Genomic DNA, 14,665 nt, shown 5'->3' on the forward strand with positions numbered 1-14,665 from the left:
GAAGCCAGGCCGATGACGACGTCGCTGACCACGCTGCTGGAGATCGCGCATCCGATCTTGCTGGCGCCGATGGATGTCGTCGCCGGCAGCCGCCTGGTCGCGGCTGTGAGCCGCGCCGGCGGGTTCGGCATTCTCGGCGGTGGCTATGGCGAGCGAGCGTGGCTGGAGCAGGAGACTGCGAAGCTCGCCGAACTGCGTGCGCCGTTCGGCATCGGCTTCATCACGTGGAGCCTCGCCAAGCGGCCCGATCTTCTCGACATTGCGCTCGGCGTGAAGCCATCGGCGATCATGCTGTCGTTCGGCGATCCCGCGCTGTTCGCGCCCAGGATCAAGTCCGCCGGCGCACGCCTGATCTGTCAGGTCCAGGACGAGGCGATGGCGCGACAGGCGCTCGATGCCGGCGCCGATGTTCTGATCGTGCAGGGAACGGAGGCGGGCGGGCATGGGGCCTCGCGCACCACCCTCGATCTCGTGCCGGCGATCGTCGATCTCGCCGCAGGCCGCGTACCGGTGGTCGCGGCCGGCGGCATCGCCGACGGGCGCGGGCTCGCCGCCATGATGATGCTGGGCGCTAGCGGCGTGCTGCTCGGCACGCGCTTCTATGCGAGCCAGGAGGCCGACGGCGCGGAGGAAGCGAAGCGGCGCATCTGTGCGGCGAACAGCGGCTCGACCGTGCGCGGCATCATCTTCGATCTCTCGCGCAACAACGTCTGGCCGGCGCCCTTCACCGGGCGGTGCCTGATCAATGATCACGCCCGGCGCTGGATCGGCCGCGAGGTCGAGCTGATGCAGAATGTCGCCGCAGTTGCGGCGGACTATGCCGCCGCCAAGGCAGCCGGCAATTTCGATGTCGCAGCCGTGATCGCGGGCGAGGCGGTCGGGCTGATTCATGATATTCCCCCGGCGGCGGAGATCGTTGCGCGGATCGTCGTGGAGGCGGAGCAGTTGCTGGAAGGGCGGCGGAATTCTGTGATAGCGGCACGGAATTCCTCACCCTCCCCTGGAGGGGGAGGGTCGCTGCGCATGTAGCGAAGCGAAATGCGTAGCGGGGTGGGGTGATCTCTCCGCACGGGCAGATTCTCCGTGGAGAGACTGTCACCCCACCCCGCTCGCGCTTCGCGCGATCGACCCTCCCCCTCCAGGGGAGGGTAAGAAAGAACGAGAGAGAGCAACCATGTGGCCTGACCGTCGACTGATCGATCTGTTCAAGACCGAATTCCCGATCGTGCTGGCGCCGATGGCGGGGGCGATGGATGCGGAAATGGTGATTGCGGCCGCGCAAGGCGGGGCACTGGGCTCGCTGCCTTGCGCGATGATCTCGGCCGAGAAAGCGCGCGAGCAGGTCGGTCTCATCCGTCAGCGCGTGAAGGCGCCGGTCAACATGAACTTCTTCTGCCACACGCCGGCCGAGCTGACAGCCGAGGCCGAAGCGCGCTGGAAGCAGCGGCTCGCGAGCTACTACACCGAGCATGGTCTCGATCCGGCGGCGCCGATCGCTGCGGCGAACCGTGCGCCGTTCGACGCGGCGTTCTGCGAGGTTGTCGAGGAGCTGAAGCCGGAGGTCGTCAGCTTCCATTTCGGCCTGCCGGAGCAGGCGCTGCTCAAGCGGGTCAAGGCGGCCGGCTGTCTCGTCATCTCGTCCGCCACGACAATCAAGGAAGCGGTCTGGCTGGAAGAGCGCGGCGTCGACGCCGTGATCGCGCAAGGCGCCGAGGCGGGCGGTCATCGCGGCATGTTCCTGACCGACAGGATCGCAGAACAGCCCGGCACTTTCGCGCTGGTGCCGCAGGTTGCCGATGCCGTGAAGGTGCCGGTGATCGCGGCGGGCGGCATCGCCGATGGACGCGGCATCGCCGCGGCCTTCGCGCTCGGCGCATCCGGCGTGCAGATCGGCAGCGCTTATCTGCGCTGTCCGGAATCCAGGCTCAGCGCGGGCGGCCGCAACGCGCTCGCTGAAGCGCGGGACGATTCCACCGTCATCACCAATGTCATGACGGGCCGTCCGGCGCGCGGCGTCCAGAACCGCCTGATGCGCGAGGCCGGCCCGGTCTCGCCGGATGCGCCGCCGTTTCCCCATGCCGCGACCGCGCTGGGGCCGCTGAAGGCCGCCGCCGAAAAGCAGGGCAGGGTGGATTTCACCAATCTCTGGGCGGGACAGGCCGTTGCGCTGGGCCGCGAGGTCCCCGCCGCCGAGTTGACCCGGGATCTCGCCAAATCGGCCTTGGCTCGGCTGAAAGCGCTGGCCGGATAGGCCTCCAGGTTCTTGTTTGCGCATGGTCTTTTCGGAAAACCGCTTCACACTTTTCCGGATCATGCGCTAGCGCCGGTTGCGGCGCAAAAGCGGCCTCTGCTATACGGCACATGGGTTTTGCCGTGAGAGGCCTTATATAATGTCCGTCGACGCCGCTACCGTCCGCCGCATCGCGCATCTGGCGCGCATTGCGGTTTCCGAGGACGAGGTTCCGCATCTGCAGGGCGAGCTCAACGCCATGCTCGCTTTCGTCGAGCAGCTCTCGGAGGTCAATGTCGAGGGCGTGGAGCCGATGACCTCGGTCACCCCGATGCAGATGAAGAAGCGCCAGGATGTGGTCAATGACGGCGAGATCGCCGACGATATCGTTGCTAACGCGCCCGCGACCGAAGGTCACTTCTTCCTGGTGCCGAAGGTCGTCGAGTAGCATGGCGTTTTCGAGCGAAGTGGAAGCCGGTTCGCGTGAAGAAAACGCGTCAAACAAAGAGTCTTAGGACGTGGTCCGATGTGTCTGCTTTGCGACGATGAGAAGGCCTATCAGGCCTACATGAATTATCTCGACAAGATGGAGCGGCAGGGCAAGGCTGCCGACCCCAATGTCGCCGTCAATGCCGTGCTCGACGAGATCGAGGCCGCTGCGAAAGCCGCCGCCAAAAAAGACGACCCGGCCAACGACAAGACCCTGTCTCCGTTCTTCTGCAGCCCGATCAATAAATGACCGATTTGACATCGCTGACGCTCGCCGAGGCCCGCAAGGGTCTCGCCGACAAGACTTTCACGTCGCTCGAGCTGACCGACGCGCATCTTTCCGCGATCGAAGCCGCGCGCGTGCTCAACGCCTTCGTGATGGAGACGCCCGACCAGGCGCGTGCGATGGCGCGCGAGGCGGACGGCAAGATCGCCAAGGGCGATGCCGGCCCGCTCGCGGGCATCCCGCTCGGCATCAAGGACCTGTTCGCGACCAAGGGCGTGCGCACCACGGCGTGCTCGAAGATCCTCGGCAATTTCGTGCCGACATACGAGTCCACCGTCACCTCGCAGCTGTGGCGCGACGGCGCCGTGATGCTTGGCAAGCTCAACAATGACGAGTTCGCGATGGGCTCGTCGAACGAGACCTCCTGCTTCGGGCCCGTCGGCAATCCCTGGCGGCGCGACGGCAGCAACACCACGCTGGTGCCGGGCGGCTCGTCCGGCGGCTCGGCCTCGGCCGTGGCGGCGCTGCTGTGCATGGGCGCGACCGCGACCGACACTGGCGGCTCGATCCGCCAGCCGGCGGCGTTCACCGCGACCGTCGGCATCAAGCCGACCTATGGCCGCTGCTCGCGCTGGGGCATCGTCGCCTTCGCCTCGTCGCTCGACCAGGCCGGTCCGATCGCGCGTAGCGTCCGAGATGCCGCGATGCTGCTGCGTTCGATGGCCGGTCATGACCCCAAGGACACGACCTCGGTCGACATTCCCGTGCCGGACTACGAGGCCGCGATCGGCAAGTCCGTGAAGGGCATGAAGATCGGCATCCCCAGGGAGTATCGTCTCGACGGCATGCCGGCCGAGATCGAGAAACTCTGGAGCGAGGGCGCGGCCTGGCTGAAGGCGGCCGGCGCCGAGCTGGTCGAAGTCTCGCTGCCGCACACCAAATATGCGCTGCCGGCCTATTACATCGTGGCGCCGGCGGAGGCCTCGTCCAACCTCGCGCGCTATGACGGCGTCCGCTACGGTCTGCGCGAGCAGGCCAAGAACATCATCGAGCTCTACGAGAACACCCGCGCGTCGGGCTTTGGCGCCGAGGTGAAGCGCCGCGTCATGATCGGCACCTATGTGCTCTCGGCCGGCTATTACGACGCCTACTATCTGCGTGCGCAAAAAGTGCGGACGCTGATCAAGAAGGATTTCGAGGATTGCTTCGCGAAAGGCGTCGACGCGATCCTCACCCCCGCGACGCCGTCGGCGGCCTTCGGCATCGGCGAGAAGGGCGGCGCCGATCCGGTCGAGATGTACCTCAACGACATTTTCACGGTGACCGTGAACATGGCGGGCCTTCCGGGCATCGCCGTGCCCGCCGGCAAGGACGCGCAGGGCCTGCCGCTCGGCCTGCAATTGATCGGCCGTCCGTTCGACGAGGAGACGCTGTTCTCACTCGGCGAGGTGATCGAGCAGGCCGCCGGCCGCTTCACGCCCGCGAGGTGGTGGTGAATGTCGCTGATTTCATCGCGAGCCTCGGCGGCGCGGCGCCCGCGCCGGATCTGAGCGCGCCGCTCGCGGGTCTCTGGTGGGCCGCGAAGGGGGACTGGGACCGCGCGCACAAAATCGTTCAGGACGAGAGCAGCCGTGAGGCCGCCTGGGTGCACGCTTACTTGCACCGCGTCGAAGGCGATCTCGGCAATGCCGGCTACTGGTACCGCCAGGCCGGTCAGCCCACGGCAAAGGATTCATTACAGGCGGAGTGGGAGCGGATCGCTGCCACGCTGCTCGGGAGCAGGACATGAGCACGGCCACGCACAAGCTTCTCAAGGGCGCCACGGGTGACTGGGAGATGGTCATCGGCATGGAGATCCATGCCCAGGTGACCTCGAACGCGAAGCTGTTCTCGGGCGCCTCGACAGAATTCGGCGGCGAGCCGAACACGCACGTGTCCCTGGTCGATGCCGCGATGCCGGGCATGCTGCCCGTCATCAACGAGGAATGCGTCAGGCAGGCTGTCCGGACCGGGCTCGGTCTCAACGCCAGGATCAATCTGCGTTCGGTGTTCGACCGGAAGAACTATTTCTATCCGGACTCGCCGCAGGGCTACCAGATCAGCCAGTACAAGTCGCCGGTTGTCGGCGAAGGCGAGGTGCTGGTCGAGCTCGACGGCGGCCGCAGCGTCACCATCGGCATCGAGCGGCTGCATCTGGAGCAGGACGCCGGCAAGTTGCTGCACGACCGGTCGCCGACCATGTCCAATGTCGATCTCAACCGCTGCGGCGTGGCGCTGATGGAGATCGTGTCAAAACCGGACATCCGCGACGCCGAGCAGGCCAAGGCCTATGTCACCAAGCTGCGCTCGATCCTGCGCTATCTCGGCACCTGCGATGGCGACATGGAGAAGGGGTCCTTGCGCGCCGACGTCAATGTCTCGGTGCGCAAGCCCGGTGGGCCGCTCGGCACCCGCTGCGAGATCAAGAACATGAACTCGATCACCTTCATCGGCCAGGCGATCGAGTACGAAGCGCGGCGCCAGATCGAAATCCTCGAGGACGGCGGCCAGATCGACCAGGAAACGCGGCTCTATGATCCCAACAAGGGCGAGACGCGCTCGATGCGGTCCAAGGAAGAGGCGCATGACTACCGCTACTTCCCCGATCCCGACCTGCTGCCGCTGGAGTTCAGCCAGGAATTCGTCGACGCGCTGAAGGCGAAGCTGCCGGAGCTGCCGGATCAGAAGAAGACGCGCTTCGTCGCCGACTTCGGCCTGTCGGCTTACGACGCGAGCGTGCTGGTCGCCGAGCGCGAGAGCGCGGTGTTCTACGAGACGGTGCTCGACAAGCTCGCCAATCGCGACCGCGACGGCAAGTTGGCGGCGAACTGGGTGATCAACGAGCTGTTCGGGCGCCTCAACAAGGAAGGCCGGGATGTTACGGGCTCTCCGGTCAATGCGGAGCAACTGGCGGCGATCATCGACCTGATCGGCGAGGGCACGATCTCCGGCAAGATCGCCAAGGATCTGTTCGAGATCGTCTGGCAGGAGGGCGGCGATCCCCGCGCGCTGGTGGAAAGCCGCGGCATGAAGCAGGTGACGGATCTTTCGGCGATCGAAAAGGTTGTCGACGACATCATCGCTGCCAATCCCGACAAGGCCGCGCAGGTGAAGGACAAGCCGCAGTCGCTCGGCTGGTTCGTCGGCCAGGTGATGAAGGCATCCGGCGGCAAGGCCAACCCGCAGAGCGTCAACGACCTGCTCAAGTCCAAGCTCGGCCTCTAGCCTCACGCGCTCTAACGAGGTGGCGGACATGCTTCGTCGCCTCGCTTTCTGCTCTCGGTGCGACGCTCGCGCGCATCCTCGGCAGCAAACTTCATCCCGATCGACAGTGCCGCAGCGTCCGAATCGCCGTCACGCGATTCGCGCAAAACGGCGGCTTGCACACGCTCAGACGAGCGTTCGCGCCGTTAAGGATGAAAATATTTTCGTTGCCAAAATTCGCGACTCAGAGTCCGCGAAGTGCCTCTGCGAGACAATCGGGGGAATGGCGATGCACATCATCGCGTCGATCGCGTGCGATGCGCGCGTGCAGAAAAATACTTGCTGCATAGTGTTTTTCTGCAATCGCATCAGTCGCGAACGTCGGCGATGCGCGTGTTCTCCGCGATCGCAGGTCCACCTCGTGCGGTGCGTTTGCGTCGCGCTCGCCAAGCGCACGCGCGTTGCGCCGTCAACACTTCTTTAAGCGAGACGCTGTTTTTTTCTTCGTGTTGGTGTATTCGGGATGAAGTGCATTCGATCCCCGAGTGCACGCAGCGATTAAAGCCATCTCACACATCGGAGGGCAACATGGCCAAGAAAGCGAAGAAGGCGAAGGCGAAGAAGGCGAAGAGCGCAGTGAAGAAGACTGCGAAGAAGACCCGCAAGGTCGCGAAGAAGAAGAAGTAACTTCGCTTCTGAAGTTGCCGGCTCCAGATAGCCGGCACGTCATCAGCGCCTCCTAGAGGGTTCTGGTCGACGATAGAGGGTGTCGGCGAGACATCAGGTCAACGGTCGGACCGTTCTCTTTCGCGGTCCGGCAGAAGAAACGAGTTTTCTTCGTTCGGTGCGGTTCTCCGGAAGGAGCTCCGCAATTTCACGAGAGGCCTTCGGGCCGAAGTGGAATCTGGTCCTGACGTGTTCGCCGACGCCCTCGTTCTCATGAGGCCGGGGTATTGCCGGCATTCCTTTCCCCCCGACATCGCTGATCTGACTGCGACGTGGCCGCGCTGCCTTGGGGCAGGCGAGGGCTGTGCATGATTGCACGCCGTCTGCGTGCCGCTTCTCCAGGCGCGGTGTCATCGCCCGGCTCCGACCGGGCGATCCAGTACGCCGAGACGGTCGTGGTTGAAACGATGGGCCGCAGCGTACTGGATTCCCTGCCTGCGCGGGGAATGACAGGCGGGTGCGGCCACGACGGCGCGCCGCTCCATGAATTGGAGCCGTAGCACGCGCCACTGCGCGCGATGGTTATCGATCTGCCAAAATCCCAGGGTAAACCGAATCTGACGAATTGCAGAAGTGCCTGCAAATCAGGGACTTTTTGAATTTCCCGTACGCGCCTCGCGCGCTCGCGTTTACGTCTGCTTCATCGCGATACTTAAACTGCCATTCAAATTTGCCCGCCATCATCGCCTCCAACAAGCCGGCAAACGGCATGGGCAAGAAGACTCGGGGAAGAGTTGAACAGCTATTTGGACGGGAGCCGCGCTCGGTGGAGCGGGACGGCATAAGAATAAAGGGGATGCGTGATGTTTCAGGGTACTTTCGATCTGGAGACGGCGACGCCGATCGACGCGCGCGCGCTGTCGGACGTGCTGTTCGAGCGCGGGATCTATTGGGCGAGCGGCCGCTCCGGGATCGTCGATCTCGTCGCCGCGCACAAATGGTTCAACCTTGCGGCGTTGAAGGGCCGCAAGGACGCGGTGGCGCTGCGCCAGGAAGTCGCCGGGCAGATGTCGGATGCCGAGATCTCCATCGCCCAGCGCGAGGCGAGGGCCTGGGTCTCCGCGCACTGAGATGAGAACCGCCTCCGATCCCTGTTTGCACGGGTGGGTCCGGTTGCGCTGAATCAAGTTTGCTCATCGTGCCGCCGCATAAAACCGCATGGCATGGGCGACCAAAACACGAATGGACGATGGCTTCCGATCCAGATCGCTCCCGACGAGTGCGACCTGGAACTCGGACGTCTTCACAAGGCGGGAATTCAGCCCTGGTCCTTTCCGTGCCGGCGCAAGGGCGGCGTCTGGTACAATGTGTGGGCCGGCGAGGCTGTGCTGATATCGCCCTCGCATTGGCGGATATGGCGGTCCGGTACCTAGGTGCGCGCACACATATATAAGGAGCACGCGAATCGGGCTGAACGCCCTGTGCTCGTCCGTGCGCGAAGCTCTGCACCGGCTTCACGGTCGCTTTCAGGTGAAAGAACGCAGTGATCGATTCCCCGTGGGTCGGTCAAAATCCCCCGGGTATGGTCACTTGAAACTCCCCCACCTGATGATCGCCGTCAGCGCCGCTGAACAGCAGTAGCCGGTCAGGCAGGACGTTTATGTTCGACCCCTTTAGCCAGCAAGGTAAGCGGAGCTTTTCTCCCATTTGATTATTTGATTGACTGGTTTCGCTTCGGCTTTCGCTCTGCGATCCTTGGCTTGTCAGAGAGCCGAGAGGAGACTGAAGGCGATGGAACAATCGGGGGAGGAAGCCGAAGCTGATGGCTTTGTGGGGAAGCTTACGCGCCGGACGCGTTCTGGAGGCCGGTTATGGTCTGCGGAGATCAAGGGGCGCGCTGTTTTCGAGAGCATGAAGCCCGACGCCCGGGTATGTGATGTCGCACGGCGTTATGGTGTGAAGGCCCAGCAGTTGACGACGTGGCGCAGATTGGCGCGTGCTGGCCGGCTCGCATTGGTCACGGACGACGCGGCGGATTTCGTGTCGATCGAGCTGAGCGATCCAGTGGCGTCAGGCAAGAGCGAGGGGCCCGTCGAGATTACGATTGGCAAGGTTTCGGTCCGCCTGGATGCGGACGTGTCGGCGGTGCGGATCGCGGAGATCGTGACTGCGATCGAGCGCGGCGCATGATCATTCCGGCGCAGGGACTGCGGATTGTGCTTGCTGTGCGTCCTGTTGACTTCCGGTGCGGGCACGACGCGCTGGCCGGTCTTGTGCAAAACACGCTTGGGCTCGATCCGCATTCGGGCCTGATCGTGGTTTTTCGTTCGAAGCGCGCCGACCGGCTGAAGATTTTGCTATGGGACGGCACGGGCCTCGTTTTGGTCTACAAGCGCCTTGGCCGCGATGGTCGTTTCGAGTGGCCGCAGATCAGCGACGGCGTCATGCATCTGACGCGCGTGCAGTTCGAAGCGCTGTTCGATCACCCATGTTGATGCCCCTCCTTGTTAGGCTGACAGATTCTTAGATCAAGTTGCGCGATGACGTGGTTTCGAAGGTCTCCGATGGCGTGAAGAACGGATGGTGTATTCGGGAAGAGATAGGCGCCGCTGGGCTGGCGATCAATTAGCAAACGCTTGGTTCGGATCTGAACATAGAGCCAGTTTACTGGAATCTCGAGCCTTCGGGCCAGTTCGGGCGGGCTGAGGTATGAGTCGTCATGCTCCCATCGGCTGCGCTGGGCAGTTACCTTGATGGCGGCGGCAGGGAGTGTCAGAAGTTTTGTGTAAGAGCGTCTCTGTGAGGGGTTTGCGGGGTCAGCGGACTGACCCCATGGGGTCAGTCCGCTGAGCCTGCAAAGCGCTCGCCGAACTGGATGGCAAACTGGCCCATTGCGGCCGTCCATGCAACCGGTCGTCGCCAATGGATGCCGGCATTTCTGATGGCGAGGTAAAGCAGCTTCATCGCCGCCTCGTCGTTGGGGAAGCTGCCGCGTGTTTTGATGATCTTGCGCAGCGAACGGTTCAGCGCCTCGACCGCGTTGGTGGTATAGATCATTTTGCGTATCTCCGGCGCGAAGGCGAAGAACGGAATGACGTGCTCCCACGCCCGGCGCCAGGCCGCCCCGATCGCGGGATAGCGCTTGCCCCACTCGGCTTCGAAGTCCTCGAGCCTGAGCAGAGCGGCGTCGGCATTCTCGGCATGATAGATCGCCTTGATCGAGGGAAGGATCGCCTTGCGATCCTTCCAGGACACGAAGGATAGGCTGTTGCGGATCAAATGCACGATGCAGGTCTGGACCATCGCCTTGGGAAAGACGCTGTTGATCGCCTCGGGAAAGCCCTTCAGACCGTCGACGACGGCGATCAGGATGTCGGCGACGCCGCGGTTCCTCAGATCGTTCATGACCTTGAGCCAGAATTTGGCGCCTTCGGTTTGCTCGATCCAAAGCCCGAGCACGTCTTTCTCGCCCGATGCAGTGATGCCCAGCACGACGTAGACTGCCTTGTTCTTGACCATCCCCTCATCGCGAATCTTGACCCTGAGCGCGTCGAAGAAGACCACCGGATAGATCGCTTCCAGCGGCCGGCTCTGCCATTCGCGGACCTCGTCGAGAATCGCGTCGGTGACCTTGCTGATCAGATCGGGGGACACCTCGGTGCCGTAGAGCTCGGCCAGATGGCCCTGGATCTCCCGTACCGTCATGCCCCGCCCGTAGAGACTGATGATCTTCTCGTCGAAGCCGTCGAAGCGGGTCTGGCCCTTCGCGACGATCACCGGTTCGAACGTGCCGGCGCGGTCGCGCGGCACCTCGATCTCGATCTCGCCGTCGTCCGTCAACAGCGCTTTGCTGCTTGTGCCGTTGCGGCTGTTGCCCGACCCGCGGCCCGCCGGGTCGCCCTTCTCATAGCCAAGGTGGTGGGTCAGCTCCGCACCCAGTGCGCGCTCCAGAAGCGCCTTCTTCAGTCGTCTGAAAAGCCCGTCTTCGCCGGCTAAGTCTTCTGGCTTGAGGCTGCCCCCGGCAAGAAGCTGGTCCAAAATCTCAGGTGAAAAATCCGTAGCCATGTGAGTCTCCTGTCAAAGGTAAACTCACAGAAACCATCTTACACCGAGTTACTGACACCCTCTCCAAACGCATCCACGGCAGCACGCGCCGTCAGGTCGAGGCGATGTTCCAGGAAGAGAAGCCGCACCTGCGGCCGCTGCCTGTCGCTCCCTTCCGCATCTTCACCGAAGTCGTCCGGACTGTCTGCGACGACACCACCGTACGCGTCGACAACAGCTATTACGCCGCGCGGCCCGCGCCGATCGGCAGCCAGGTCGTCGTGCGCATCTACACCACCACGATCGAGATCCGTGATCGCCACACCCGTGCGCTGCTGCGTGTTCATTCCCGGATGGCGCACCCCGGTTCTGTCGTCCTGCCGACCAGCGAACGGCCGTTCAACCCGTCGCGGCAAACCGCCGTGCTGCTGGCGAGCGCCGAGCGCATCGGACCGCAGACCAGGGCCTTGTGCCAGCAGGTGTTCGACACCGAAGGGCGCCCCGGACAGCGCGCGATGTGGGGCATTGTCGGGCTGGGCCGGAAGTATCCGGCGCGGCTGGTCGAGCAGGCCTGCGCGCACGCCATCGACAACCGCATCTACCGCTACAAGCACGTGCGTGCGACCGTCGAGCGGTTGTTCGAACAGGCGATCGAGCAGGTTGGAGTGACGCCACAGCCGGCATCGCCGCTCACCCAGGATCATCCGCTGATCCGTACCCCCGCGGAATACGGCGACCTCTTCAGCCGCGCTGTGCGGCGCGACGCCGACGACAATGGTCGGCAGGCCGAGGCTCACGACGATCACGCCACGGCAATCCGCGCTCGTGTCGCCTGCGCAACCCCGGCCAACTCCGGCGCCACGAGCGCTCCCGCTGCACCTTCTCACCTTAAACTGGAGACCTAGCCACATGATGACCATGCCGGAAATTGAGCGTTGCCTACGACAGCTGCGCCTGTCGGGTGTCCGCGACACGCTGCAGACGCGCGTGCTCCAGGCGCAGGGCGCCAACCAGCCCTTCCTCGAGACCTTCTCCCTTATCCTGCAGGATGAACTGGACCGTCGTCAGTCCCGTCTTATCGAGCGGCGATACCAGCAATCCGGGCTCGACGAAAAGCTGACGCTCGCCGAGTTCGACTGGTCCTTCAATCCCAAACTGCCACGTCAGACCTGCTTCCAGCTCCACACCCTGGCGTTCATTGCCGCTGGCGAGAACGCTCTGCTTGTTGGCAAACCTGGCACCGGGAAGTCGCACATCGCCAAGGCGATTGCCTATCAGGCGATCCTGCAAAGCCACAAGGTCCAGTATCTTGAGACCGACGACTTCTTCCATCGCTACGCCCTGAACTCTCCGGCACAACGCGAGGTCCGGCTGCGAACCATCATCGACTGCGATCTCCTCGTGCTGGACGATCTATTCCTCGCACGCGCCATCCCCGACGACGCCGGCACTTTGCTGCAGACCCTGATCCATCAGCGTTACAAACTGCGCCGCAGCGTCATCGTCACCTCCAATCGCGTCGTGCAGGATTGGGGAGCATACCTTGGGGACAACACTATGAGCACGACGATCCTCGATCGCCTTATGCATCATTGCCATCTGCTTGAGTTCGACGGACGCAGCTATCGGCTCAAAGAAGCCGCTGAAGCTCTTGCCCGGGAAACAAACTCAAACTAACCCGTCTTATTCGTAAGAGTGCGCCTGAGGGCTGGCGAGCGTGGTGTAAAGCGCTGATGCGGCGTAGGATTCGGTTGCGAAGCCACCCCATCACCTTCAACCGCGAACGCCACGCCCGCCATGACCGACGATACGATTCCGCCCTTCTCGTTTCCAGCCGTTCACGCCAAGAAAGTCACAGCTGCCTTCGATGGCGGTCGCCTGACCTCGAACGGGGGCGTGATGCTTCTGGCGATGGCCGAGCGGCGTCTCGGCTTGGCCGACAATCTGGCCCGGGTGTTCCCGGATCGGCGCGATCCGACGCGGGTCGTGCACAGCCTTGTCGATATGTTCCGCGCGCGCATGTTCGCGATCTGCTGCGGCTACGAGGACGCCGACGACCTCGATCATCTGCGGTCCGATCCCGCATTCAAGCTGGCGTGCGGACGGCTGCCGGACACGGGCCGCGATCTGTGTTCCCAACCGACGCTGTCGCGGCTGGAGAATGCTCCGCGCCTGCGCGACGTGATCCGACTGACCTACATTTTGGTCGACGCATGGATGGATAGCTACCCGCGCGAGCCGGCATCCGTCACGCTCGACATCGATGATACCTGCGATGTCGTCCACGGCCATCAGCAGCTCTCGCTGTTCAACGCTCATTATGACGAACGCTGCTTCCTGCCGATCCACGTCTACGACACGGAGAAGAGCCGTCCCGTGGCGGTCGTGCTGAGGCCCGGCAAGACGCCGGGCGGCGTCGAGGTGCGTGCCCTTCTGCGCCGCCTGGTACGGCATATCCGCACGCGGTGGCACAACACGCGAATTACGTTCCGTGGCGACGGGCACTATGCCCGGCCGGAGGCCATGGCGTGGTGCGAGACCAACGGCATCGACTACATCTTCGGTCTGTCCGGCACCAAGCCTCTCGCCAGAAAAGTCGACGAGGTCGCCGACGACATCCGCACCCGACGCGCCATCGAGAACCTGCCGGTTCTGCGTGGCTATACCGAGACGCGCCACAAGGCAAAGTCCTGGGATCGCGAACGGCGCACCGTCGCCCGTATTGAGGCGACGATGCTCGGCCTCGACATCCGTTTCGTCGTCACCAGCCTCGATGTCGGCTCGGCCGAGTGGATCTACGACAGCCTGTATTGCGCGCGCGGCCAAGCCGAGAATCTGATCAAGCTGCATAAGACGCAGCTCGCCTCCGACCGCACCAGCTGCCGTTCGGCGCTCGCCAACCAGGTCCGTCTCGTGCTCCATACGGCCGCTTATTGGCTGATGCTGACCGTGCGCGACGCCATTCCCAAAGTCCGGGAATTGGCCGCTGCCGAGTTCGCGACGCTGCGTCTTCGGCTCTTGAAAATCGCCGCCCGTGTCGTCGAGACCACGAGCCGCATTCGCCTTGCGTTTGCCGCGGCATGTCCCGAAGCCGACCTGATCTGCGGCTTGCCCGGCGCGCTGCTGCCGCTCGGTCCTTGACCGGCGGGGCGTCCGCCCCCGTTCGCCCAACCCATCCCTCAAGCGCGTTGCAAAGTACCGGTCGTCAGGCGGCGAAAAGCCGAAGGCAATCCTGTGCGCCTCGTCAGACAAGATGTGCGGCCGCATCAATCGGGCCCAAAAGCCGCACTCTCACGAATAGGACGGGCTAACAGTCCCTTGTCCTGCCTCGCGGGTGGAGGAATTTGACTGACCACACCCGGAGGAATTTGAAGTGACCCGCGGGGGATTCTGCTGCTGGGTGGCGGAGAGGGAGGGATTCGAACCCTCGATACAGCTTGAGACCGTATGACGCTTTAGCAAAGCGTTGCCTTCAGCCACTCGGCCACCTCTCCGGTGCGAGCCTTATGCCTCTAATTACTTGGGCCGGTCAATTTAGAAGCGTGTGTTTTCGCTCGAATATTCCCAGTGATCTTCGCCACAAGACGGCTGTTGTCGCGGCGAGAGTGTGGCGCTGCGAGAGCGGACGCGAAGCTTGAACCTCAGGCACATTGCAAGGGTGTTCCCCGCATGGAAACGTCCTTGCTCACGTCGGAAGCCGATTTTCTAGGAAATTCAATGGCTCGCGAGAAGAGTCTGTAGAGACTTGGCACCCTGCGTCTCGGCTC

At 63.4% G+C, this 14,665-nt stretch carries 13 protein-coding genes, 1 tRNA gene and 1 pseudogene; 13 read left to right on the forward strand and 2 right to left on the reverse strand.

What is annotated here, in order from left to right; translation table 11 throughout:
* Window positions 1–12: 12 nt before the first annotated feature.
* From ABIF91_RS32540 to tnpB, 10 genes are all read left to right on the forward strand, one after another.
* The gene (locus tag ABIF91_RS32540; RefSeq protein WP_028180841.1) at window positions 13–1,029 is read left to right on the forward strand and encodes an NAD(P)H-dependent flavin oxidoreductase; all 1,017 of its coding nucleotides are present in this window, start codon (window positions 13–15) and stop codon (window positions 1,027–1,029) included.
* A 145-nt stretch (window positions 1,030–1,174) separates the two neighbouring features.
* Window positions 1,175–2,251 (forward strand): NAD(P)H-dependent flavin oxidoreductase, encoded by a 1,077-nt coding sequence (locus ABIF91_RS32545; protein WP_424579604.1) that lies wholly within the window; start codon window positions 1,175–1,177, stop codon window positions 2,249–2,251.
* Between the two features lie 139 nt (window positions 2,252–2,390).
* The gene (gatC, locus tag ABIF91_RS32550; RefSeq protein ID WP_008548395.1) at window positions 2,391–2,678 is read left to right on the forward strand and encodes an Asp-tRNA(Asn)/Glu-tRNA(Gln) amidotransferase subunit GatC; all 288 of its coding nucleotides are present in this window, start codon (window positions 2,391–2,393) and stop codon (window positions 2,676–2,678) included.
* Between the two features lie 78 nt (window positions 2,679–2,756).
* A complete protein-coding gene (locus ABIF91_RS32555) occupies window positions 2,757–2,969 on the forward strand; it encodes a hypothetical protein (protein ID WP_027547180.1) in 213 nt (70 codons plus the stop codon).
* Complete coding sequence (gene gatA, locus ABIF91_RS32560; RefSeq protein ID WP_028180839.1) at window positions 2,966–4,441, forward strand: Asp-tRNA(Asn)/Glu-tRNA(Gln) amidotransferase subunit GatA; 1,476 nt, start codon at window positions 2,966–2,968, stop codon at window positions 4,439–4,441. The genes ABIF91_RS32555 and gatA overlap by 4 nt, the downstream gene beginning before the upstream one ends.
* Window positions 4,432–4,734: a hypothetical protein gene (locus ABIF91_RS32565; RefSeq protein ID WP_028180838.1), complete on the forward strand. Its 303-nt coding sequence runs from the start codon at window positions 4,432–4,434 to the stop codon at window positions 4,732–4,734. The genes gatA and ABIF91_RS32565 overlap by 10 nt, the downstream gene beginning before the upstream one ends.
* Entirely contained in the window at window positions 4,731–6,209 is a 1,479-nt protein-coding gene (gene gatB / locus ABIF91_RS32570) for an Asp-tRNA(Asn)/Glu-tRNA(Gln) amidotransferase subunit GatB (RefSeq protein ID WP_028180837.1), read from the forward strand. The genes ABIF91_RS32565 and gatB overlap by 4 nt, the downstream gene beginning before the upstream one ends.
* 1,508 nt (window positions 6,210–7,717) lie before the next feature.
* Window positions 7,718–7,984: a hypothetical protein gene (locus tag ABIF91_RS32575; RefSeq protein ID WP_028180834.1), complete on the forward strand. Its 267-nt coding sequence runs from the start codon at window positions 7,718–7,720 to the stop codon at window positions 7,982–7,984.
* 661 nt (window positions 7,985–8,645) lie between these two features.
* Window positions 8,646–9,044, forward strand: coding sequence for a transposase (locus ABIF91_RS32580; RefSeq protein WP_026192391.1), 399 nt, complete (start codon window positions 8,646–8,648; stop codon window positions 9,042–9,044).
* Window positions 9,041–9,349, forward strand: coding sequence for an IS66 family insertion sequence element accessory protein TnpB (gene tnpB, locus ABIF91_RS32585; protein WP_060907863.1), 309 nt, complete (start codon window positions 9,041–9,043; stop codon window positions 9,347–9,349). Before ABIF91_RS32580 ends, tnpB begins: the two co-directional genes overlap by 4 nt.
* A gap of 343 nt (window positions 9,350–9,692) precedes the next feature.
* On the opposite strand, the gene ABIF91_RS32590 is transcribed toward tnpB, so the two are convergent.
* Entirely contained in the window at window positions 9,693–10,919 is a 1,227-nt protein-coding gene (locus tag ABIF91_RS32590) for an IS256 family transposase (RefSeq protein ID WP_038960272.1), read from the reverse strand.
* 59 nt (window positions 10,920–10,978) lie between these two features.
* Here ABIF91_RS32590 and istA point away from each other — a divergent pair.
* From istA to ABIF91_RS32605, 3 genes and pseudogenes are all read left to right on the forward strand, one after another.
* A pseudogene (istA, locus tag ABIF91_RS32595) lies at window positions 10,979–11,803 on the forward strand (IS21-like element IS1631 family transposase); the annotation flags it as partial.
* A gap of 4 nt (window positions 11,804–11,807) precedes the next feature.
* Window positions 11,808–12,575 (forward strand): IS21-like element IS1631 family helper ATPase IstB, encoded by a 768-nt coding sequence (gene istB / locus ABIF91_RS32600; protein WP_038952109.1) that lies wholly within the window; start codon window positions 11,808–11,810, stop codon window positions 12,573–12,575.
* A gap of 120 nt (window positions 12,576–12,695) precedes the next feature.
* Window positions 12,696–14,039: an IS1380-like element ISBdi2 family transposase gene (locus tag ABIF91_RS32605; protein WP_424578699.1), complete on the forward strand. Its 1,344-nt coding sequence runs from the start codon at window positions 12,696–12,698 to the stop codon at window positions 14,037–14,039.
* A gap of 260 nt (window positions 14,040–14,299) precedes the next feature.
* Here ABIF91_RS32605 and ABIF91_RS32610 read toward each other — a convergent pair.
* Window positions 14,300–14,392: transfer RNA gene (locus ABIF91_RS32610), tRNA-Ser, on the reverse strand.
* Window positions 14,393–14,665 lie beyond the last annotated feature (273 nt).

Source organism: Bradyrhizobium sp. USDA 241, assembly GCF_049739505.1.
GTDB classification, from domain to species: Bacteria; Pseudomonadota; Alphaproteobacteria; order Rhizobiales; family Xanthobacteraceae; genus Bradyrhizobium; species Bradyrhizobium liaoningense.

Bases quoted from the DNA above. Each gene is read 5' to 3' on its own strand.
- ABIF91_RS32590 (WP_038960272.1), bottom strand. From the start codon at position 10,919: ATGGCTACGGATTTTTCACCTGAGATTTTGGACCAGCTTCTTGCCGGG.
- tnpB (WP_060907863.1), top strand. From the start codon at position 9,041: ATGATCATTCCGGCGCAGGGACTGCGGATTGTGCTTGCTGTGCGTCCT.
- ABIF91_RS32575 (WP_028180834.1), top strand. From the start codon at position 7,718: ATGTTTCAGGGTACTTTCGATCTGGAGACGGCGACGCCGATCGACGCG.
- ABIF91_RS32580 (WP_026192391.1), top strand. From the start codon at position 8,646: ATGGAACAATCGGGGGAGGAAGCCGAAGCTGATGGCTTTGTGGGGAAG.
- ABIF91_RS32555 (WP_027547180.1), top strand. From the start codon at position 2,757: ATGTGTCTGCTTTGCGACGATGAGAAGGCCTATCAGGCCTACATGAAT.
- gatA (WP_028180839.1), top strand. From the start codon at position 2,966: ATGACCGATTTGACATCGCTGACGCTCGCCGAGGCCCGCAAGGGTCTC.
- istB (WP_038952109.1), top strand. From the start codon at position 11,808: ATGATGACCATGCCGGAAATTGAGCGTTGCCTACGACAGCTGCGCCTG.
- gatC (WP_008548395.1), top strand. From the start codon at position 2,391: ATGTCCGTCGACGCCGCTACCGTCCGCCGCATCGCGCATCTGGCGCGC.
- ABIF91_RS32545 (WP_424579604.1), top strand. From the start codon at position 1,175: ATGTGGCCTGACCGTCGACTGATCGATCTGTTCAAGACCGAATTCCCG.
- ABIF91_RS32540 (WP_028180841.1), top strand. From the start codon at position 13: ATGACGACGTCGCTGACCACGCTGCTGGAGATCGCGCATCCGATCTTG.
- ABIF91_RS32605 (WP_424578699.1), top strand. From the start codon at position 12,696: ATGACCGACGATACGATTCCGCCCTTCTCGTTTCCAGCCGTTCACGCC.
- gatB (WP_028180837.1), top strand. From the start codon at position 4,731: ATGAGCACGGCCACGCACAAGCTTCTCAAGGGCGCCACGGGTGACTGG.